Annotated in this window: 18 protein-coding genes and 1 pseudogene; 16 read left to right on the plus strand and 3 right to left on the minus strand. The window is 68.8% G+C overall.

Features of this window, described 5'->3' with window-relative positions; genetic code table 11:
- On the plus strand, positions 1–1,590 hold the full coding sequence (locus ACFFRH_RS06830) for a class I adenylate-forming enzyme family protein (protein ID WP_344747172.1): 1,590 nt from the start codon (positions 1–3) through the stop codon (positions 1,588–1,590).
- Positions 1,587–2,468 (plus strand): CoA transferase subunit A, encoded by an 882-nt coding sequence (locus ACFFRH_RS06835; RefSeq protein ID WP_344747171.1) that lies wholly within the window; start codon positions 1,587–1,589, stop codon positions 2,466–2,468. The genes ACFFRH_RS06830 and ACFFRH_RS06835 overlap by 4 nt, the downstream gene beginning before the upstream one ends.
- 57 nt (positions 2,469–2,525) lie before the next feature.
- Here ACFFRH_RS06835 and ACFFRH_RS06840 read toward each other — a convergent pair whose 3' ends face one another.
- The gene (locus ACFFRH_RS06840) at positions 2,526–3,527 is read right to left on the minus strand and encodes an aldo/keto reductase (protein WP_386155018.1); all 1,002 of its coding nucleotides are present in this window, start codon (positions 3,525–3,527) and stop codon (positions 2,526–2,528) included.
- A 164-nt stretch (positions 3,528–3,691) separates the two neighbouring features.
- Here ACFFRH_RS06840 and ACFFRH_RS06845 point away from each other — a divergent pair, with 164 nt between their 5' ends.
- The 12 genes from ACFFRH_RS06845 to ACFFRH_RS06900 all read left to right on the plus strand — a co-directional run bounded on the left by ACFFRH_RS06845 (position 3,692) and on the right by ACFFRH_RS06900 (position 16,309).
- The gene (locus tag ACFFRH_RS06845; RefSeq protein WP_386155021.1) at positions 3,692–5,194 is read left to right on the plus strand and encodes an aldehyde dehydrogenase family protein; all 1,503 of its coding nucleotides are present in this window, start codon (positions 3,692–3,694) and stop codon (positions 5,192–5,194) included.
- A gap of 31 nt (positions 5,195–5,225) precedes the next feature.
- Complete coding sequence (locus ACFFRH_RS06850; RefSeq protein ID WP_344749689.1) at positions 5,226–6,323, plus strand: zinc-binding dehydrogenase; 1,098 nt, start codon at positions 5,226–5,228, stop codon at positions 6,321–6,323.
- Between the two features lie 79 nt (positions 6,324–6,402).
- Positions 6,403–6,903: a VOC family protein gene (locus ACFFRH_RS06855; RefSeq protein ID WP_344749688.1), complete on the plus strand. Its 501-nt coding sequence runs from the start codon at positions 6,403–6,405 to the stop codon at positions 6,901–6,903.
- Between the two features lie 84 nt (positions 6,904–6,987).
- The gene (locus ACFFRH_RS06860) at positions 6,988–8,106 is read left to right on the plus strand and encodes an alpha/beta hydrolase (RefSeq protein WP_386155024.1); all 1,119 of its coding nucleotides are present in this window, start codon (positions 6,988–6,990) and stop codon (positions 8,104–8,106) included.
- A complete protein-coding gene (locus ACFFRH_RS06865) occupies positions 8,106–9,305 on the plus strand; it encodes an FAD-dependent oxidoreductase (protein ID WP_344749686.1) in 1,200 nt (399 codons plus the stop codon). The genes ACFFRH_RS06860 and ACFFRH_RS06865 overlap by 1 nt, the downstream gene beginning before the upstream one ends.
- Positions 9,306–9,324: 19 nt before the next feature.
- Positions 9,325–10,500 carry an acyl-CoA dehydrogenase family protein gene (locus ACFFRH_RS06870; protein ID WP_344749696.1) on the plus strand — a complete coding sequence of 392 codons (1,176 nt, stop codon included), beginning with the start codon at positions 9,325–9,327 and terminating at the stop codon, positions 10,498–10,500.
- Positions 10,493–12,178: an AMP-binding protein gene (locus ACFFRH_RS06875; RefSeq protein WP_344749685.1), complete on the plus strand. Its 1,686-nt coding sequence runs from the start codon at positions 10,493–10,495 to the stop codon at positions 12,176–12,178. The genes ACFFRH_RS06870 and ACFFRH_RS06875 overlap by 8 nt, the downstream gene beginning before the upstream one ends.
- Positions 12,175–12,615 (plus strand): FAS1-like dehydratase domain-containing protein, encoded by a 441-nt coding sequence (locus ACFFRH_RS06880; protein ID WP_344749683.1) that lies wholly within the window; start codon positions 12,175–12,177, stop codon positions 12,613–12,615. The genes ACFFRH_RS06875 and ACFFRH_RS06880 overlap by 4 nt, the downstream gene beginning before the upstream one ends.
- Positions 12,612–13,034, plus strand: coding sequence for a MaoC/PaaZ C-terminal domain-containing protein (locus tag ACFFRH_RS06885; RefSeq protein ID WP_344749682.1), 423 nt, complete (start codon positions 12,612–12,614; stop codon positions 13,032–13,034). The genes ACFFRH_RS06880 and ACFFRH_RS06885 overlap by 4 nt, the downstream gene beginning before the upstream one ends.
- Positions 13,035–13,101: 67 nt before the next feature.
- On the plus strand, positions 13,102–13,983 hold the full coding sequence (locus ACFFRH_RS06890; RefSeq protein WP_344749681.1) for an amidohydrolase family protein: 882 nt from the start codon (positions 13,102–13,104) through the stop codon (positions 13,981–13,983).
- Positions 13,984–14,007: 24 nt separating this feature from the next.
- Positions 14,008–15,519 carry an FAD-dependent oxidoreductase gene (locus tag ACFFRH_RS06895; RefSeq protein ID WP_344749680.1) on the plus strand — a complete coding sequence of 504 codons (1,512 nt, stop codon included), beginning with the start codon at positions 14,008–14,010 and terminating at the stop codon, positions 15,517–15,519.
- An 85-nt stretch (positions 15,520–15,604) separates the two neighbouring features.
- The gene (locus tag ACFFRH_RS06900; protein WP_386155030.1) at positions 15,605–16,309 is read left to right on the plus strand and encodes an IclR family transcriptional regulator; all 705 of its coding nucleotides are present in this window, start codon (positions 15,605–15,607) and stop codon (positions 16,307–16,309) included.
- A 29-nt stretch (positions 16,310–16,338) separates the two neighbouring features.
- On the opposite strand, the gene ACFFRH_RS06905 is transcribed toward ACFFRH_RS06900, so the two are convergent.
- The gene (locus ACFFRH_RS06905) at positions 16,339–16,722 is read right to left on the minus strand and encodes a VOC family protein (protein ID WP_386155033.1); all 384 of its coding nucleotides are present in this window, start codon (positions 16,720–16,722) and stop codon (positions 16,339–16,341) included.
- Between the two features lie 654 nt (positions 16,723–17,376).
- Between ACFFRH_RS06905 and ACFFRH_RS06910 the strand changes: the two genes are divergently transcribed.
- Positions 17,377–18,834, plus strand: coding sequence for an RICIN domain-containing protein (locus tag ACFFRH_RS06910; protein WP_344749676.1), 1,458 nt, complete (start codon positions 17,377–17,379; stop codon positions 18,832–18,834).
- 245 nt (positions 18,835–19,079) lie between these two features.
- Here ACFFRH_RS06910 and ACFFRH_RS06915 read toward each other — a convergent pair whose 3' ends face one another.
- The gene (locus ACFFRH_RS06915; protein WP_344749675.1) at positions 19,080–19,733 is read right to left on the minus strand and encodes an HNH endonuclease family protein; all 654 of its coding nucleotides are present in this window, start codon (positions 19,731–19,733) and stop codon (positions 19,080–19,082) included.
- 249 nt (positions 19,734–19,982) lie between these two features.
- Here ACFFRH_RS06915 and ACFFRH_RS06920 point away from each other — a divergent pair.
- Positions 19,983–20,867, plus strand: a pseudogene (locus tag ACFFRH_RS06920) (IS630 family transposase); the annotation flags it as partial.
- Positions 20,868–20,952 lie beyond the last annotated feature (85 nt).

Raw genomic sequence — 20,952 nt, forward strand, 5'->3', positions numbered from 1 at the left:
ATGCGAATCGAGAACCTGCTGCGGCAGAACGCGGTACGACGTGGCCCGCTGCCCGCAGTCATCTGTGACCAGGCCCAGCTGTCCTGGGCCGAGCTGGACATCGAGACCAACCGGTTGGCCAACGCGCTGATCGGGCTCGGATACCGCGCGCAGGAGAGGGTCGCGCTGGTGCTGTCCAACTGCCACCACATCGTGACGGCCTTCCACGGCTCGTGGAAGGCCAACCTGGTCACCGTGGGGATCAACACCCGGCTGACCGCGCCCGAGATCGCGAGGATCCTCACCCACTCGGGTGCGTCCCTCGTCATCTGCGACACCCCCGCCGCGGTCGAGGCCGCCACAGGGGTGCCGGGCATACGAGGCGTCTACACCATCGGCCTGGGCGACGGCGACGACCAAGGGTCGTTCGTGAGCCTCGTCGCCTCGGGTGACCCGGGTGACGTGCCCGAGACCGGCACCGGCGACGAGCTGCGCTCGCTGCGCTACACCAGCGGCACCACCGGCGCGTCCAAGGGCTGCATGGCCACGCACGACCAGCAGCTCGCCAGCACGGCCAACTACCTGTGCGAGGTCAACGTGCCGCGCGGCGGCCCGACCTGGATCTCGGTGCCGCTGACGCTGGGGGTCGGCGCGTCCTTCGTGACGACCACCGCCTACCTCGGCGTCCCGCTGCTGCTGCGCAGGCGCTTCGACCCGGCCGCGTTCGTCGACGACATCGACAGGTTCGGGGTCGAGCACGCCTTCCTGGTGCCGACCATGCTCGTCGACCTGGTCAGGGCGCTGCCCGACCTCGACCTGCACCGCGCGAGCGCGCTCAGGCTGGTGGGGTACGGCGGCGCGTCGGTGTCCTGGAGCCTGATCCGCTCCCTCGCGGAGGCGCTGGACCTGGAGTTCTATCACGCGTTCGGGGCGACGGAGGCGGGTGGTTTCGTGGCGTTGCTCACCCCGGACGACCACAGAAACTTCCTGCGCACCGAGGCCGCCTCCATCGTCCCGGTGGGCAGACCGGCCGCGTTCGCCGACGTCAAGATCTTCGACGCGGAGGACCGAGAGGTGGCCGTACGGGAGACCGGCGAGATGCGGATCCGGGCGGCCAGCGTGTTCTCCGGCTACTGGAGCCAGCCGGAGTTGACCCGCGCGGTGCTCAAGGACGGCTGGCTCCGGCTCGGCGACATGGCCTGGCGGGACGAGCGCGGCTACATCTATCTCGCCGACCGGGCGCAGGGCGTCATCCGGTCGGGGGCGCAGAACGTGTACGCCGGTGAGGTCGAGGCGGTGCTGCAGGCCTGCCCCGGCGTCGCCCGCGCCGCGGTGATCGGGGTGCCGCACGAGCGGTTCGGCGAGTCGGTCAAGGCGCTGGTGCAGCGGGCGCCGGGTGAGGAGCTGACGGAGCAGCAGGTCCTCGACTACTGCGCGGAACGGCTCGCCGGCTACAAGCGGCCCCGCGAGGTGGAGTTCGTGACCGACCTGCCGGTCGACGAGGGCGGCAAGATCAGGAGAGCCGAGCTGAAGCGCGTCACCGAGGTGCGCCTGCTCGGCGAGGTGACGACCGGTGGCGACGCCGGTCCGGCTAAGGAGTTCAGGCGATGAGCGCGAACAAGGTGACGACCCCCGAGGAGGCGGTCGCCGGCATCCCCGACGGAGCCACGATCGCGCTGGGCGGCGTGCACTCCCACAACGGCCCGATGGCGCTGGTGAACGCGCTGATCCGGCGCGGGGTCAAGGATCTGGAGCTGATCCCGACGCCGAGCGCCGGTCCGCCCGTGGACATGCTGATCGCCGCCGGCTGCGTCCGGCGGCTGCACGTCTCCTACGTGGGGCTGGAATTCCTCGGCATGGCGCCGAACTACCGCCGCGCCGCGGAGAGCCGGTCGATCGAGATCGTCGAGGCGGACGAGGCCTACATCGTCTACGGGTTCCGGGCCGGAGCCAGCCGGCTGCCGTTCCTGCCGCTGCCCGCGCTCTACGAGGGGACCGACCTGCCCAAGGTCAACAAGGACATCCGGTCCACGACCGACCCGTACACCGGAAAGACCGTGACCACCATCCCCGCTCTGCGTGCCGACTACGGACTGTTCCACGCGCAGGTCACCGACCGTAAGGGCAACACGCAGATCTTCGGCCAGCGGCGGTTCGAGGACGTGATGGCGAAGGCCTGCGAGCACGTCATCATCAGCTCGGACGAGATCCTGGACGAGTACGCCCCGGCCCCGGACCCGCGCCTGGTGTCCATCCCAGGCGCGATCGTCGACAGCGTCGCGCACGCGCCCTACGGCTCACACCCGCTGTCCTCGCCTGGGCACTACGCCTACGACCGGGAGCAACTGGTGGAGTACCGGGACCTCGCCGCCCAGGACCGGACCAAGGAGTACCTGGAGAAGTACGTGTTCTCGGTCAACGACCACCAGGAGTACCTGGACAAGCTGGGCGCCCGGCGTCTCCTGGGTCTCCAGCAGACCTTCCGCTGAACGGGCCCCTGGGTCCCCGGCGGACGTTCCGCTGAACGGGGCCGCCCACCCGGGGGCCTACCAGGAGTAGGCCTCCGGGGCGGGTCCCGGGCCGGGGAAGATGACGTCGAGGCGCTCAAGCGTCTTGTCGTCCAGGGACACCTCGAAGGCACGGGTGGCGGCGTCGAGCTGGGCCAGGGTGCGCGGCCCGATGATCGGCGCGGCCACGCCGGGCCGGCCCAGCAGCCAGGCCATCGCCACGTCGGCGGGGTTCTCGCCGAGCTCGTCGCACAGGTCCTCGAAGGCCTGGATGGCGGCGCGGTGCCGGTCCAGCTTGATCAGTCGCTTGCCCCGGTGGGTCGCCACCTTGGCTCCGGGGAGCGGCGTGCCCATCTGGTTCTCCCGCTCCTTGCGCAGGATCCCGCCGAGCAGGCCGGCGTCGAGCGGCGACCACGGCATCATGCCGACGCCGTAGTGCGCGCAGGCGGGCAGGACTTCCAGCTCGGCGGTGCGTTCGAGCAGGTTGTAGATGGTCTGCTCGCTGACCAGACCCGGGCGGCCGCGCCGGGCGGCGGCCTCCTGCCCGGCGGCGATGTGCCAGCCGGGATGGTTGGAGGACCCCACATAGACGATCTTGCCCTGGGTTTTGAGCACGTCCATCGCCTCCCAGATCTCCTCCCACGGAGTCGATCGGTCGATGTGGTGCATCTGGTAGATGTCGATGTAGTCCGTGCGCAGCCGCCGCAGCGACGCCTCGCAGGCGCGCCGGATGTGCAGGGCGGACAGGCCGGCGTGGTTCGGCCACTCGGACATGCGGCCGTACAGCTTGGTGCTGAGCACCGTGCGCTCACGGCGGCCCCCGCCGGCGGACAGCCACCGGCCGATCATCTGCTCGGTGAGTCCTTCGCCGAACTGCCAGCCGTACACGTCGGACGTGTCGATCAGGTTGATCCCCAGCTCGTGGGCATGATCCATGATCTGGAACGCGTCCTCCTCGGTCGTCTGGGTGCCGAAGTTGTCGGTGCCGAGCACCAGTCGGCTGACCGTCAGACCGCTGCGACCGAGGTGAGTGAACTCCACGAGATCTCCTCATTCCATTTATCGGACGACGAGTCCTATATTTGAATTTTGATGGTAGCGTTCATGGGCAGATGAGGTAAAGAGCACTGGTCCGGCAGGCAGTCACGCTTCTGACCGCATATGCACCTGGGCCACGGCACAGATCCGCCCAAGGAGTCTCCTCGATGAGCACAAACCTGTCCGAGCACCTCGCCGTCGCGGAGTTACCGGCGGCGCACAGCTTCGTCGGGGGGGCTCTGTGCGGTGGCGGCGGGGCGGTCTTCACGACCTGTCATCCGGGCGACGGCTCGCCGATCGCCGAGGTCGAGGCGGCGACGGCCGGCTTCGTCGACGAGGCCGTGGCCGGCGCGGTCGCGGCCCAGCCCGCCTGGGCGCGCACCTCCCCGCACGAACGCGCGCGGATCCTGCGCATGGCCGCCGACCTGATCGAGGCGCGAGCCCCGCGACTCGTCCACCTGGTCGCGCTGGACAACGGCAAGACGCTGGCGGAGGCGCGCGGCGACGTCTTCGTGGCGGCGGCCCACCTGCGCGGTGCGGCGGGGTGGGCGTCCACCCTCGAAGGCACCACCCTGCCGGCGGACGGATCCACGCTGCGGATGACCTTCCGGGAGCCGGTGGGAGTGGTGGCGGCGATCATCCCGTTCAACACCACCCTCATGTTCGCGGCACAGAAAGCCGGCCCGGCCCTGGCCGCGGGCAACGCGATCGTGATCAAGGCGCCCGAGCTCAGCCCGCTCGCGGCGCCCGTGTTCGCCAGGATCCTCACCGCCGCCGGACTTCCCGACGGTCTCCTCCAGGTGCTCCAGGGCGCGGGAGAGGTGGGCCGTCGGCTGGTCGAGCATCCCGGGGTGAGCATGGTGTCGTTCACCGGCAGCACCTCGGTCGGCCGGCAGGTGATGGGCTCGGCGGCGGACGGGGTGAAACGGGTACTGCTGGAGCTCGGCGGGAAGTCCGCGAACATCGTCTACGCCGACGCGAACCTGGACGCCGCCCTGCACGCCACGGTCGGCGGCATCTTCCGCAACGCCGGTCAGCGATGTTTCTCCGGCTCCCGGCTCCTGGTCGAGGACTCGATCGCGGACGCGTTCGTCGAGCGGGTCGCCGACGTGGCGCGTTCGATCAGGGTCGGTGACCCGTTCGCGCCGGACACCCAGCTGGGCGCGCTGATCTCGGCGGGGGAGGCGGCCAGGGTCCGGGCGATGATCGACACGGCCGTGGACCAGGGCGCGCGTGTGCTGGCCGGCGGTGGTCGGCCGCCCGGTGTCCATCCCGACGGCGCGTTCGTCGCGCCCACCGTACTGGAGATCCCCTCAGGACTGCCCCGCGTGCCCGACATCGTGTACGACGAGGTCTTCGGACCGGTCCTCACCGTCCAGGGGTTCGGTGGCGTGGAGCAGGCGATCGCGCTCGCCAACGACTCACCCTTCGGCCTGGTGGGCGGTTGCTGGACCCGTGACCTGGACCGGGCGCTCACGACCGCCAGAGCCGTGCGGTCGGGCTATTTCTGGATCAACTCCTACGGGGCGTTGGCGCTGGACGCCCCGATCGGCGGCGTCGGCCTGTCGGGCGTCGGCCGAGAGCTCGGCCGGGTGGGGCACGAGGCCTACACGGAGCTCAAGACGGTGATCGTGGACACCGCCGCGGCCGACGCGCCCCGCTGGTACTGACCTTCAGCCGACCCGATCCGAGGAGTGATCCATGTCCGCCTGCTACCGAGGCGCCGTCGTCCGAGAGGCGCACGGGCCACTGAACGTCGAGGACATCCCGCTGCGGGACCCGACCGGCGACGAGGTGCTGATCAGGGTGACCGCCTGCGGGCTGTGCCACAGCGACGTGCACTTCATACACGGCACGTCGGGGACCGACTTCCCCTACCTGGTCGGCCATGAGGTGGCCGGCGTCGTCGAGACCCTGGGGCCGGGGGCGACGGGCGTCGCGGAGGGTGACAGCGTCGTCGTCGCGCCGATGGTGGCCTGCGGGACCTGCAAGCACTGCCGCGCGGGACGGCCCACGGCGTGCGCGTCGAGGCTGCCCCGCCGGCCGAAGGTCGGCCTCGGCGACGGCGTCGCCGCGACCCCGGTCCTCGGCATCGGCGGCCTGGCCGAACGGGTCATCGTGCCCGCCCGGCAGGCGATCGCGATCGACCCGAGGGTGCCGCCCCGGATAGCCGCGCTGCTCGGCTGTGGCGTGCCCAGCGGCTTCGGCGCGGCGGTCAACACCGCGGGGACCGGGCCGGCCGACGACGTGGTGGTGATCGGATGCGGTGGCGTGGGGATCGCGGCCATCGCCGGGGCCGCGTACGCGGGGGCGCGGCGGATCATCGCGATCGACACCAATCCCGGCAAACTCGCCGTCGCCGAGCGGTTCGGCGCCACCCATCTGATCGACGCGTCCCAGGAGGAGCCCGGAGAACGCGTACGCCGGTTGACCGACGGCATGGGCGCGGACGTCGTCCTGGACGCGGTCGGCGGGCCCGCCACCTTCGCGACGGCGGACGGCCTGCGGGCCCCCGGCTCACGGCTGGTGATCGTCGGCGCCCCCAGGCAGGGGGACATGGCCGAGGTGCCGCTGAGACGGCTGTTTTTGACCGGAGGGTCGATCCGGGTCTCGATCTGGGGAGACTGCGTGGCGTCACGGGACCTGCCCCTGCTCGCGGGCCTCTATCTGGACGGCCGGCTGCCGCTGGACGAGTACGTCTCGGGAACGTTCGGCCTCACCGACGCACAGGAGGGTTACGACCGGTTGCTCGCCGGAGAGGCGCTGCGCAGCGTGGTGATCCCCTCAGACCGCGGTTGACAAGTTGACATGCACGAACAGACAATCAATTCAAATTCCGGACTACTTGTCCGATAATTGACACGCTGAGGATCAGATGATGGCGACAGCCGATCTCCGCGCACCGCGCTCGCTCAACCACATCGCCTATCCGACGTGGGACTCCCAGGCAACGCACGACTTCTACACCGAGGTCCTCAGGTGCGAGTTGCTCACCGCGATCCAGCTGGACGAGGTGCCTTCCAACGGAGCCCGCACCCCCTACCTGCACACTTTCTTCGGACTGGGCGACGGCAGCGCCATCGCCTTCTTCGAGGTCGACGACATGCCCAACCCCGGCCCCGACTCGGTGCCCTCCTGGGTGCGGCACATCGCACTCAACGTCGACTCCATGGAGGAGCTCCACGAGTGGAAGGCGCACTTCGCCGCCAAGGGCGTGGAGACGGTGGGCATCGTCGACCATGACGGGGTCTGGGAGTCCCTGTACCTCTTCGACCCGAACGGGGTCCGGATCGAGCTGACACTGCAGACCCGCCCTCTCGACGACGCCGACGCGCGCGCGGGCGCCGAGACGCTGCGGAAGTGGACCGCGCGCGGGTAGCGCGCGGCCACCGACCCCATCCCTGCCCCATCCGCGCTGATCAGGAGCTGCCTCGTGCTGTCTCGCGAACTACTCCCCATACCGATGACGCCTGGCGGACGCCTGGACATCAACTCCGGTGTCGCCCGGATGAGCGGGAAGATCTGGGCCACCCTCTGGAAGAACGATCTGCGGCCACCGTCGACCGCCGTGCTGATCGTGCACCCGGCGTCCAACTTCATCGGTCACTACGCCCTGGAAGAGCTCGCCGACCGTGGGGTGGCCGCGGTCGGGCTCGCCACCCGCTACGTCGGCAACGACTCCGCGCTCATCATGGAGAACTGCCTCCTGGACATCGGCGCGGCGATCCGGCACCTTCGCGAGCTGGGTTACCAGCGGATCGTCCTGGTCGGAAACTCCGGCGGCGGCGGTCTCGCCGCGCTCTACCAGGCGCAGGCGGAGAACCCGACCATCACCCACACCCCGGCCGGCGACCCCGTCGACCTCGCCGGCGCCGGGCTCATCCCGGCCGACAAGGTCGTCATGGCCATGGCGCACCCCGGCCGGGCGGTCGTCTACACCGAGGGGCTCGATCCGGCCATCACCGACGAGCGGCGGCCCTTCGACCGGGACGACTCGCTCGACATGTTCGACCCCGCCAACGGCCCGGCCTACGGCGAGGAATTCGTCGAGCGCTACCGCCTCGCCCAGATCGACCGCAGCCGCCGGATCTCCGGCTGGGTCACCGAGCAGCTCGAAGCGCTGCGCGGACACGTCCGCGAGTCGGCGGACGGGGAGAAGGTGGCGCCCGACGACCTGCCCTTCGTCGTGCACGGCACGGCGGCCGACCCGCGCTTCCTGGACCTCGCCCTCGACCCCTCCGACAGGCGGACCGGCACCCTCTGGGGCAGCCCCTGGGCGGCCAACTTCCAGCCGGCGTCGCTGGGTCACCTCACCAGCCTGCGGTCCTGGCTGAGCCAGTGGAGCTACGACCACAGCCGGGCCAACGCCTACGTCGCCCTCCCCGAGGTGCAGGCGCCCGTCATGGTCGTGTACGGATCGGCCGACTGCGCCGCCTTCCCCAGCCACGCCCGCACCATGTACGAGGCCGTCGCGCACGACAGGCGTGAGCTGGTCGAGATCAAGGGGGCGGACCACTACTTCCAGGGCCGCCCCGATCTGGCCAGGATCATGTGCGACCACATCGCCGAGTGGAGCAAGTGATGGGCATCCTCGACGTGGCCGTGGTCGGCGCCGGCCCGGTCGGGCTCACCGCGGCCCTCGCCCTGGCCAGGCGCGGCGCGTCCGTCACCGTCTTCGAGGAGGGCGACCGGCTCAGCACCGAGTGGCGGGCCTCGACCTTCCACCCGCCGACGATCGAGATCGCCCGCGACCTCGGCGTCGTCACGACGATGCTGGAGGCCGGCATCGTCGCGCGGAAGTACCAGGTGCATGATCGCCGCGACGGGCTGATCGCGGAGTTCGACTTCGGCACACTCGCCGGCGAGACCGACTATCCCTTTAGATTGCAGCTCGAACAGTACAAGTACACCCAGATCCTCAAGGACGCGATCAACGAGTGTCCCGCCCCGGTCGACATACGGCTCGCCACAGGCGTGGCGGACGTGAGCCAGGACGAGGACAGCGCGCTGCTGACCACCGTGTCAGGGGAGCGGATCGCGGCCCGCTGGGTGCTCGCCGCCGACGGCGCGCGCAGCACCATCCGCAAGGCGCTCGGCAGCTCGTTCGAGGGGCTCACCTACGAGCATCGCTATCTCGTGCTGAGCATCGACTATCCGGTGGAGACGCTGCTGCCGGGGATCTGTGACGTCAACTACATCGCCGACCCCGTGGAGCACCTGCTGATCCTCCGGGTGCCGGACGTCTGGCGGCTCGTCGTCTCGGTGCCGCCCCACGTCACCGGCGAGGAGGCCCTCTCCGACCGGTACGTCGCGGACCGGCTGCGTGGCGTCTTCGGTGACCACCCCGAACTGCCGCTGCGCGAACGGAAGATCTACTCCGTGCACCAGCGGGTGGCCGACACCTTCCGCCGGGACCGGGTGCTGCTGCTCGGCGACGCGGCGCATGTCAACAGCCCCATGGGCGGCATGGGTCTCAACGGCGGCATCCACGACGCGTTCGATCTGTCCATCCAGCTCAGCGCGGTGCTCCACGGTGAGGCCACCCCGGACGTGCTGGACGCCTGGGCGCACCGCAGGCGCAAGGCCGCGGTCGAGGCGGTACAGGAGCTCACCCACCGCACGACCACCGCGATGGCGGAGCAGGACGAGTCGGAGCGGCGCAGGTTCCAGCTTCAGATGTCGGAGATCGTGGCCGATCCGCTGCGGGCCCACAACTGGATGATGGACGCCGCGATGATCTCCAACGTGCGCGCCCACGCCCTGCCGCCTCGGGCCGGATGACCGGCATGTCGAAGGGGACCTGATGGACTTCGAACTGAGTGACGAACAACGGGACATCCGCGACACCGTGCGCGCCTTCGTCGCCAAGGAGATCCTTCCGTTGGAAGAGGACTTCCTCAGGCTGGTGCGTGAGGGCGGCGCGAGGCTGCCCCGGGACGAGGAACACCGGCTGCGGGCCAAGGCGCGCGAGTTCGGCTTCTGGGGGCTCAGCACGCCCGAGGAGTACGGCGGGATGGCGCTTCCCGCGGTCACCCAGTCGCTGATCCACATCGAGCTGGCGAAGAGTTGCGTACCCTTCCGCTTCGGCGGGGAGGCCGACAACATCCTGTACGGCGCGGACGCGGCCCAGCAGGAGGAGTACCTGAAGCCGACGATCGAGGGCGAGCGCCTCGGCTGTTTCGCGCTGACCGAGCCGGGCGCGGGGTCGGACGCCGGGGCGATCAGCACGTACGCGCGGCGCGACGGCGACGACTGGCTGATCAGCGGTGAGAAGACCTTCATCAGCAACGGCCACGAGGCCGACTACGCGATCGTCATCGCGCTGACCGACAGGGACAGGGGCGCCCGCCACGGGGCGACCGCGTTCCTCGTCGACCGGGAGGCGGGCTGGACCTCCTCGCCCATCAGCACGATGGGCAGCTGGCACCAGCCCGCCTCGCTCTCCTTCGACGACGTGCGAGTGCCGGCCGGCAAGGTCCTCGGCGAGGTCGGCGGCGGCTTTCAGCTCGCCATGCGCTGGGTCGGCAAGGGACGCTACGTGATCTCCGCGCACTGCGTCGGCATCGCCGAGCGCTGTCTGACGATGGCGGTGGACTACGCCGGCCTGCGCGAGACCTTCGGCAGCAAGATCGGCCGGAACCAGGCGATCCAGTGGATGATCGCCGACTCCGAGACCGAGCTCGAAGCGGCCCGATGGCTCGCCCTCCGGGCCGCCTGGGACGTCGACCGGGGGGCCGACGCCAGACACGCGTCGGCGATGGCGAAGCTCTTCTGCACCGCGATGGTCGGCCGCGTCGTGGATCGGGCGCTGCAGATCCACGGCGGGATGGGCTACACCAAGGAGCTCCCCCTCGAAGGCTGGTATCGCGCCGTCCGGGCGATGCGCATCTTCGAAGGCACCGACGAGGTGCAGCGGCTCATCCTCTCGCGCGACTTGCTACGCGGTCACACCCGAATCGGAGGCCACCTTGCCTGATTCCATCCCCACCTCCTCCCCCACCTCCTCCCTCACCGAGCAGAAGATGAGCATCGCCACGGCCCTGCGCGCCGCGGCGGAGGCCGCGGGAGAGCGGCCCGCGATGATCCAGGGCGACCGGTCGATCAGCTACACCGAGCTGGAGGCCCGCGCGGCGCGCCTGGCCGGGGCGCTGTCGGAACGCGGGGTCGGCGTGGGCTCGACCGTCGCCATCTCCCTGTACAACTCGTTCGCGTATCTGGAGACCATCCTCGCCGCGTTCAAGCTGGGGGCGCAGCCGGTCAACATCAACTATCGCTATCTCGCTCCAGAGCTGCACTATGTGCTCGACTACACCGACGCGGTCGCCTTCGTCTACGACACCGGCCTGGCCGACCAGGTTCACCGGATGGACGACCTTCCCAAGCTGAACCTGCTCCTGGAAGCCGGATCCGAGGGCGAACCGCTCGCACCGGCGGTCCCCTTCGAGTGGGCGGCCAAGCACGGCCCGGTCCACCGGAGGGCGGACACCGACTCCCCGCACGGCATCATCCTGCTCACCGGCGGCACGACCGGCCGGCCGAAGGGTGTCGTCTGGGACCGTGACGGGCTGCTGGGCATCATCGCGTCGGTCTTCCGCCAGCACGGCATGGAGGCGCCGGAGACACCGGACGACGTGCGGGCGCGAGTGCGCGAGCTGCACGAGAAGTTCACCGCCCCCATCGTGCTGCCGATGTCGCCGCTCATCCACGGCACCGGCCTGCTGCAGACGCTGCGCTCCCTGTACGGCGGCGGCACGATCTGCTTCTGCGCCTCCAAATCCCTCGACGCGGACGAGGTGTGGCGGACCGTACAGCAGAACGCGGTCACCGAGATGGTCATCGTCGGCGACGCGTTCGGCCGCCCCCTGGTGGACTCCCTCGCCGCCGCCCAGAGCTCGGGGAAGCCGTACGACATCGCCAGCCTGCGCAAGATGACCAGCTCCGGCGTCGTGTGGAGCGTCGGCATCAAGCGGGAACTGCTGCGGCACGGCGGCGACCTCACCCTGATCGACAACATCTCGGCCTCGGAAGGCGGGCCTTTCGGGCTCGCCATGGCCCGCTCGGAGGCCGACCTGGTGGACGGGCGGTTCACGCTCGCCCCCGTGGCCCGGGTTCTCGACGAGAACGATCAGGACATCAAGCCGGGCACCGGACAGATCGGCATCCTGGCCAGCGCCGGACCACAGCCGGTCGGGTATCTCAAGGACCCGGACCGGACGGCGAGGGTCTGGCGGGTCATCGACGGCGTCCGCTACTCGGCGCCGGGTGACCTCGCCTCACTGGACGCCGACGGCAAGCTGATCCTGCTCGGCCGCGGCGACGGTGTGATCAACACCGGGGGCGAGAAGGTCTTCCCCGAGGAGGTCGAGGAGGCGCTGCTCACCCACCCGAAGATCACCGATGTCGTCGTCGTCGGCGTTCCCGATCCCCGCTGGGGCCAGATCGTGACCGCCGTCGTCGCCCCGGCGAGCGCGCTCGGCGACGTCGAGGACGAGACACTGAGTCAGCATGTGGCCGAGCGGCTCGCCGGTTACAAGCGCCCGCGCCGGATCGTCAGAGTGGACTCGCTCCCCCGGAGTCCGGCCGGAAAGATCAACCGCGCGTCGGCCCGTGAAGTGGCGACCCGCCACCTGCAAGCAGAGGAGACAGCGTCGTGACCGGCATACCGTTCCCGATCGAGCAGGGCCATGTGCGGGCCTTCGCCCGTGCCCTGGGTGAGGACGCCGACCTCGTCCCGCCCACCTTCCCGATCGCCTTCGCCCAGTTCGACCCGGACTGGGGGTTGCGCATGCGCCCCGACCGGCCCTGGAACGGCTCCGGGTCCGGGCCGGGCGTGTCATCCGGCGGAGGCGGCGGCCTGCACGCCGAGCAGGAGTTCGAGTACTTCCGCCCGATCCGGATCGGCGAGACGCTGACGGCCCGCAAGCGGGAGGGACGGACCTGGCGCAAGACCGGCGGGAAGGGCGTGCTCGACTTCGCCGAGCGGCATGTCGACTTCTTCGACGCCGAAGAAGAGCTGGTCGCCCGCTCGACCACGGTCTCCGTTACGGTCACCCCCAAGAGCGACGACGACACCCCGGAGGCGGGCCGATGACCGTGACCCCCGACCAGGAAGTACGCCAGGTCGTCGTGACGGACCTCAAGCGGACGCAGATCGTGATGTACGCCGGCGCCGGTGGCGACTTCAATCCGCTGCACACCGACGAGCCGTTCGCCACCCAGATCGCCGGCAACCCGACCGTCATGGCGCACGGGATGCTCACCATGGGCCTGGCGGGCCGCGTGCTCACCGACTGGTTCGGGCACGAGAACATCCGGCGCTACCGGGCCCGGTTCAAGGCGCCCGTCTGGCCCGGCGACACGATCACCGCGACGGCGACCGTGACCTCGGTGGACACGGTCGACGGGCAGCGACGCGCCGAGCTCACCGTCTCGGCGGTGAACGCGGCGGGCGTGGAAGTGCTGACCGGCACCGCCACCGCGATCGTCACCGACGAAGGTGAGGTGACGTGATGGACATCGGGAAAGTGCTGACCGGCACCCCCACCGCGATCGTCACCGACGAAGGTGAGGTGACGTGATGGACGTCACCGCGCTCGACGCGATCGACGTGCACACCCACGTGCAGATCTCCGTCCACGAAACGCCGGAGCCGGGAAACGACAACTTCTCGGCGATGGCCGACTACTTCAAGGCCGGTGCGGTCAGGAAGTTCACCGTCCCCATGATCGCCGAGTACTACCGCGAGCGGAACATGGCGGCGATCGTCTTCGGCGTCGACTCGATGCACGTCAGCGGCCGGGAGCAGACACCCACCAACGAGGAGATCGCGGAGCAGGCGGCACTGCACGGCGACGTGCTCATCCCGTTCGCGAGCGTCGATCCGCATCGAGGCGCGGCGGGCGTGCGGGCGGCCCGGCGGCTGGTCGAGGAGTACGGCGTCCGCGGATTCAAGTTCCACCCCACCTCGCAGGGCTTCTTCCCGAACGACCGGATGGCCTATCCGCTCTACGAGGTCATCGCCGAGCACCGGCTCACCGCGCTGTTCCACACCGGCCAGACCGGCGCCGGTGCGGGCACACCGGGCGGCGGCGGGTTGCGGCTGAAGTACTCCAACCCGATGCACGTCGACGACGTGGCCGCCGACTTCCCCGACCTGCAGATCATTCTCGCGCACCCGTCGTTCCCCTGGCAGGACGAGGCGCTCTCGGTCGCCATGCACAAGCCGAAGGTGTACATCGACCTGTCCGGATGGTCGCCGAAATACTTCCCACCCCAGCTGGTGCAGTACGCGAACACGCTGCTCAAGGACAAGGTGCTCTTCGGATCGGACTTCCCGATGATCACTCCGGAGCGCTGGCTGGCCGACTTCGCCAAGATCGACATCCGGGAGGAAGTCCGGCCGAAGATCCTCAAGGAGAACGCGGCCAAGTTGTTCGGACTCACCGGACAGTCGCGATGACAGCCCTCGGCCAAGGAGGTCGCGATGCACCACACCGGTCCCTTTGATCGGAGCGTCGACGTCGTCGTACTCGGCCTGGGCGACGCCGGCGCGGTCGCCGCGGTGACCGCTCACGACGAGGGCGCGGAAGTACTCGTCATCGAGAAGCAGCCGGCCGACGATCACCGGCCCAACAGCCGCTACGCCGCCGGCTTCTTCCTCGTGCCAGAGGACGTGGACGGCGCGGTGGAGTATCTGTCCGCGCTGTACGCGGTCAACGGCGAGCTGGCCATGATCGACCCCGGCCTGATCCGCACCTGGGCGGAGGAGACGGCGGCCACCCCGGCCTGGCTCGACCGGCACGGCGGCAAGTACCAGAGACTGAACATCCGCGGCGAGCACCCCTCCCTGCCCGGTCACGAGTCGATCAGCGTCTACAAGGCGCAGCCCACGAGCGGGTCCGACGGCTACACCGGCTGCCCGATGCACGGCTTCCTGCGGAGCCTGGTCACCGAGCGCGAGATCGAGGTCCGGTACGCGACGGCAGCCAAGTGGCTGCTCACCGACGCACGAGGCGCGGTCGTCGGGGTGGAGACCGACGGCGCCGACGGGGTCCAACGGATCGGCGTACGCCGCGGTGTCGTGCTGGCGGTCGGCGGCTACGAGGCCAGCGAACGACTCAAAACGCACTACCTGCCGGTCACTCCGGTGCATTTCTATGGCACCGAGCACAACACCGGAGACGGCATCACCATGGCGACCGAAATCGGCGCCGAACTGTGGCACATGAATGTTTGGCCAGGACATTTCGTAGCGAGATTCCCCGACGCCGGATACACCGGGGGAACGGCCATCGATCTGTGGGGATCCGGCCGGTTCGGACCGGCCGAGGGCGAGCCGGCACCGGGTTCGATCTTCGTCGACGGGTCGGGCCGGCGATTCATCCGCGAACCGGGAAAGCAGCACGCCGCCCATCTGGCGCTTTTGGCGATGGACGCCGACCAGCTCACTTACCCGAGGATTCCGACGTGGTGGATATTCGATCAAGCCCGTTTCGAGCGGGCGACGCTGGTCCCGACCTACTCGGGCCCCACCGGACCGGTGCGGGACTACACCTGGAGTGAGGACAACGAGGCCGAACTGCGGCGGGGCTGGATTCATTCCGCCAGGTCAATCCCGGATCTGGCCCGATCCTGCGGGCTCGATCCGGTCGTGCTGGAGCAGACGGTCTCCCGCTACAACCAGCACTGCGCGGCGGGCGTCGACGCCGACTTCGGCCGCGACCCCATCACTCTGGCCCCGATCGGCGGCGACCGCTATTTCGCAGTTCCGCTATGGCCGGGTGGCTCGCATACGGTCGGAGGTCCGCGCCGCGACGCGAAAGCGCGTGTGGCCTCGATTCACGGAGGTTCGATAGACAATCTCTACTCCGCCGGTGAGCTAGGATCATTACACGGCCTGCTTTATCCGACAGGTGGCGGTAGTATCGCCGAATGTCTCGCGTTCGGCCGGATCGCCGGGCGTAATGCCGCAGCCGATCGGACTGTCATAAGTTGACTCTCGTGCGACAAGTGACATCAGATTTGTTCAATACAGATACAGTGCGCATTGGGAAAACCAACAGCGGTGGGGGTGGCTTGGCGTGAGCGCTGATGATCGCGCCGGAGACGGCGGGAATCAGGGCAGCGGATCCCAGACCTTGGATCGCGGCCTGAGACTATTGGAGTTGCTCGCCGTAGAGGACCGCGACATGACCGTCGCGGAGCTGGCCACGGCGCTGGGCATGCACCGGCAGGCGGTCTATCGGCTGCTCACCACGCTCCGCAATCACCGCCTCGCCGCCGAGGGCAGTTCGGGGCGTTACCGGCTCGGGCTGGGCGTGATCCAGCTGGCCCGGCAGGCCAACCCGCAGCTCCAGCGCGCGGTCATCCCCTACCTGCGAACGCTGGCCGAAGAGCTCGGCGTCACCACGCAGTGCGTCATGTCGGAGGGGGCCGATGCCGTGGTGCTGGCGGTCGTCGAGCCGTCCGACGCGATCTTCCACCTGTCCCAGCGCAGCGGTGCCCGGCACCCGCTCGACCAGGGGGCGAGCGGCCTCGCCATCATGCTGGCCCGGCCGCCCAGAGCCGACGACCCGCCTGCGGTCGTCGAGGCGCGGGGGTGCGGATACGCGGTGTCGCGCGGAAACCTGACACCGGGCGCGGTCGGCATCGCCGTGCCGCTCTACGACGGTGAGGGGCGGCCGCTCGAGGCGAGCCTCGGCATCGTGTCGATGGTCGATCTGGACGTCGAGCACACCGCCAAACGCCTCCTCGCCACCGCGAAGCAGATCACCGCCCGGGAGTAACGGAGCGCCTGCCAGGTTTCCGAGAAAGGTCAGGACGCGGTGGCGGCACGCTCGGCGGCGCTGCGCTCGACGCAGAACTCGTTGCCCTCGATGTCGGCGAGGGTGACCCAGCCGGTGCCGTCGGGACGGCGGCGGTCGGCGACCAGGGTGGCACCGAGGGAGAGCAGGCGCTCGACCTCCTCGTCGCGAGTGCGGTCGGTGGGCTGGATGTCGAAGTGGAGCCGGTTCTTGACCGTCTTGCCCTCGGGGACGGCGATGAACAGGATCGAGACGCCCTCCGTCTCGACCAGTGCCTCGGGGTCACCGGGGTGGTCGTCTTCGCCGATCTTGGTGTTCAGCACCTCGGCCCAGAAGGTTCCGAGCCGGTAGGTGTCCGCACAGTCGACGCTCATGTGGTGCACAAGAGAAGCCATGGCCGACAGTATGCCCGTCCCACTCACAGCAGGCTCCGTTGATCTTGAGGCTGTAACGACCGCTCGGGCGCCTCGCCGGACTCCGCGATGCGTTCCCAGGCAGTGGTGCCCGAGCTTCGCCGGTCGTGTGGTGGGCGTCCGGACGAAGAAGGCCTCCTCGTCGTGAGTGGCCGCGGAGATTCCGGCCGCCACGCACCGAAGAAGGCTGAACAGGCGATATGGCCGCCTCCGCCCCGGAGACCGGCATTGCCACCGCCGCGGAATGTCGACCGCATGGGGACGAATTTCTGGTAGCGAGATATTGACATCCCGCCTTGCGAACCCTGACACTTTGCGGAAATGCAATAGAAACATGAATGCGACCCGATCGTCGGGCCTTCATCGAGAACCGATCGCCCCACCGCCAAGCCCGCAGGGACGAGATGCACGCAGAAATGTTATCGCTAACAATTCTCCGTGCGTCCGTTGATGCACTCTCCTTCCCCCCAGGTCCAGCCGTGAGCGCGCAGCTGTGATGTCGCCCCTCGCCGTCTCCTTCCCGGTTTCCGGAAAGGATGCCCGCGGTGTCCCTCCGTCCCCAGTGATTGGACATTTATGGCACTGATCATGGCCTCCGATGGTTACTCATCAGGACCGTCGCGGCGCACTCGGTCGTTGCGTCGATTACTGATCGCCCTCGTGGTGACCGCGCTCACCGCTGCGACAAGCCTCGTCGTCTCCGCACCGTCGGCCAATGCCGAGACCAGCCAGTTCCGAGGCATGAACTGGGCCGTGCTGGGTGACAACTTCAGCACCGGCACGCTCGTCGTGCAGGGACTGAGCCAGTCCGACAGCAACGCGACGGTTCGCGCGAAGGCCAACTCGCTCTACGACAACATGGAATACATCATGGGCATCAACACCATCCGGTTGCCCATCAACACTCACACCGTGGCCAACACGACCTGGTGGAACTCCTACCGCGGCGCCATCGACGCCGCCGCCGAGCGTGGATTCAAGGTCATCCTCGCCTACTGGGAGGACGGCGCCGCCTCAGGCGGCAGGATCACGAACCTCACCGCCTGGAACACGATGTGGTCCAGCGTGATCAACACGTACGGCTCGAACAGCAACGTCTACTTCGAGCCGATGAACGAGCCGCACGGCTACTCGTCGACGGAGTGGCGCAACGTCGCGGCGAACTGGCTCGGCTATCACACCTCGGCGGTGCCCGGCCGGGTGCTCATCGGCGGCACCGGCTTCAGCCAGGACCTGCGGGACATCTGCAACGACAGCCGCTTCAACTCGACGCTGCTGTCCTTCCACTACTACGCCTTCTTCTACAGCCCGATGACCTACGACGAGTTCCGAAGCCACATTCAGACGCGTCTGGGCAACTGCGCCCACCGCGCGGTCGCGACCGAGTTCGGCGCGCCGATGTCCACCGGCCTCAACTACGCCGACCCGACCAGCACCGACAACTTCGTACGCTACCTCCGCGCCATGGCCCAGGTCATGCGGGACAACCAGATGGGCGGCACCTACTGGCCCGCCCTCGGCGGCAAGCCGGGCACCATCGGCTACGACTGGTACTCGATGTACGTCATGGGCGGCAGCGGCACCAACCTCAGCGTGACCGTCCGCAACGGCCACGGCGCCAACCGGGTCAGGTACGCCTGGGGCGACGCCGTCGGCGACGTCACCCCTCCGCCGACGGTGACCTACAGGATCAACGCGCGCCACAGCGGCAAGGCCATGGACGTCCAAGGAGCGAGCACCAACGACAGTGCGCGCGTCGACCAGTACACCTACAACGGCAACGCGTGGCAGCAGTGGCAGTTCCAGGACGTCGGCAGCGGCTACTGGCGCATCGTCAACCGCCACAGCGGAAAGTGTCTTGACGTGGTGGGCGCCTCGACCGCCGACGGCGCCGAGCTCGTCCAGTACACCTGCGGCTTCGGCAACAACCAGCACTTCCAGATGGTCAGCAACGGCACCTACTTCCAGCTCCGGGCACGGCACAGCAACAAATGCGTGGACGTACCGGCCGCATCGACCGCGGACGGCGTGATCCTCAAGCAGTATCCGTGCAACACCGGCACCAACCAGCAGTGGTCGCGCACGGCCGTCTGACGGTCGTCTCGACGTGACCGCGGATCCGCGACACGAACCCGCGGATCCGCGGCACAAGCCCTCACCCCCGGTGCCGATCTCGTACTGCGTGCTCGGTGCCGGGGGCCGGAACCAACCGGTGAGCCGCCTCCGGCTCGTCGACGACCATCGGGACACCTTCGGCGTGAAGCGGCTGTGCCGGGTCCTGAAGGCGTCCCGCTCGGGGTTCTACCGATGGATCGAGGCGGCGTCGGCAAACGTCGGCTTCAGCAGGTGCGAAGCATGTTGAGCAGGGCCACCTTCTCCTTGCGGGTCACGAAGAGCCGGTAGTGGCGCTTCACCGTGATCCACGAGGTCGCGTACCGACACCAGTGGGCGCGACGTTGCGGGCGCCAGCTCTGCGGCCCCTTGCCGCCTTTGGCGATGTTGGCGGAGTGGCTGACGGTGAGCAGTTCGGGGCGGACCAGGTCGTTGGCGAACGCGCGCCGCTTGGCCTGGCTCCATCTCTTGGCGCCCGAACGCCAGGCATAGGCGAGCGGCACCAGGTGGTCGACGTCCGCGTACTTCTCGTTCTTCAGCCACTTGCCGTCGTACGAGCTGTACCAGAGCCCCTTGACCGGGTGGCAGGCCGCGTTGCGGCGTACGTTCCGCCCGTCGCGGGCCAGGACCATCTCCCGCGTGTTGCACCTGCCCTTGCGGTGCGCCGATCGGGAGTGGAACCGCTCGCGGCTGTAGCCCCGGATGGACAGGGGCCTGGCGACCTTGAGCTGAGCCAGCACGTGCCGAGCGAGGGCCGCGGACTCCGTCTGTGATCGCTTACGCGGTTCGGCCGCCGCCTGCGGGGTGGTGAGGACGGCGGTGATCGGGACGAGCACGAAGGTGAGTACGGCGGTGTGCGCTGCACGTCTCAGGAAGATCATGACTTCACCTATACCCGACGACATCAACGAAGAAGTCCTCTGACGGTGTAATGCCTGTTCAGGGGACTTCTCGCACGTGTGCGTCCGCAGGTATTCGAAACCCCTACCTTCTGATCCGTAGACGTAGTGCTGTGACCGGAAACCTATACCGGTCTCGCGTGTAGCCGCTGGCGCCGGTTGGATGTCTTCACAGGTCCAGCTGATGCGAGGAGGCGCGGGGTGGTGGAACCGGTCAGAGTACGAAGACTGATGGACGCCGAAGGGCAGAAGCTGCAGCAGATCGTGCGCCGGGGTGGCACCAGCTCGGTCAGGTATCGGAGGGCGATGATCCTGCTGGCCTCGGCCGGGGGCAACACCGTCCCGGTGATCACTCGGCTGGTGGTCGCCGATGAGGACACCGTGCGCGATGTCATTCACCCGTTCAAGGAGATGGGGCTGGCCTGCCTGGACCCTCGGTGGGCGGGAGGCCGTCCCCGCCTGCTCAGTGACGACGAGGAAGCCTTCGTCGCCGCGACGGCCACCACCCGACCGGTCCGGCTCGGGCAGCCCTTCACCCGCTGGTCCATCCGCGAACTCGCCGCCTACCTGTGGGCTCTTCCCGGCCGGGCCATCAAGATCGGCCGGGAGGCGTTACGCGCGCTGCTGGGGCGGCGCGGGATCTCCCTCCAGCGCACCAAGACCTGGAAGGAATCCCCGGATCCGGACTTCGAGGCCAAGCTGGACCGGATCGAGTACGCCCTGACCCAGCGGCCGGAGCGGACGTTCGCCTTCGATGAGTTCGGCCCTTTGGGCATCCGCCCGGCACACGGTTCGGGCTGGGCGCCCCAGAGCCGACCGGACCGGCTGCCGGCCACCTATCACCGCATCCATGGGACCACCTACTTTCACGGCTGCCGCTCCGTCGGCGACGACACGTTGTGGGGTGTCAACCGGTGCCGCAAGGGCATCGACCACACCTGGTCCGCGTTGCGATCCATCCGTGCCGCCCGCCCGGACGGCGCTCCGATCTATGTGATCCTGGACAACCTGTCGGCGCACAAGAACTGGCGCGTCCGAGCCTGGGCCAGGCGCGACAAGGTCGAGTTGTGTTTCACCCCGACCTACGCCTCCTGGGCCAACCCGATCGTGCGACACGAAGTCGCATGTGATGAGTGGAATGCGATGAAGGAGGTTCGACTGATGTCGAGCGCGTAGTTCCCGGTCCAGTGCGCAAGGACCG

It is taken from the genome of Streptosporangium vulgare, from assembly GCF_042428775.1.
In the GTDB taxonomy this organism is placed as follows: Bacteria; Actinomycetota; Actinomycetes; order Streptosporangiales; family Streptosporangiaceae; genus Streptosporangium; species Streptosporangium vulgare.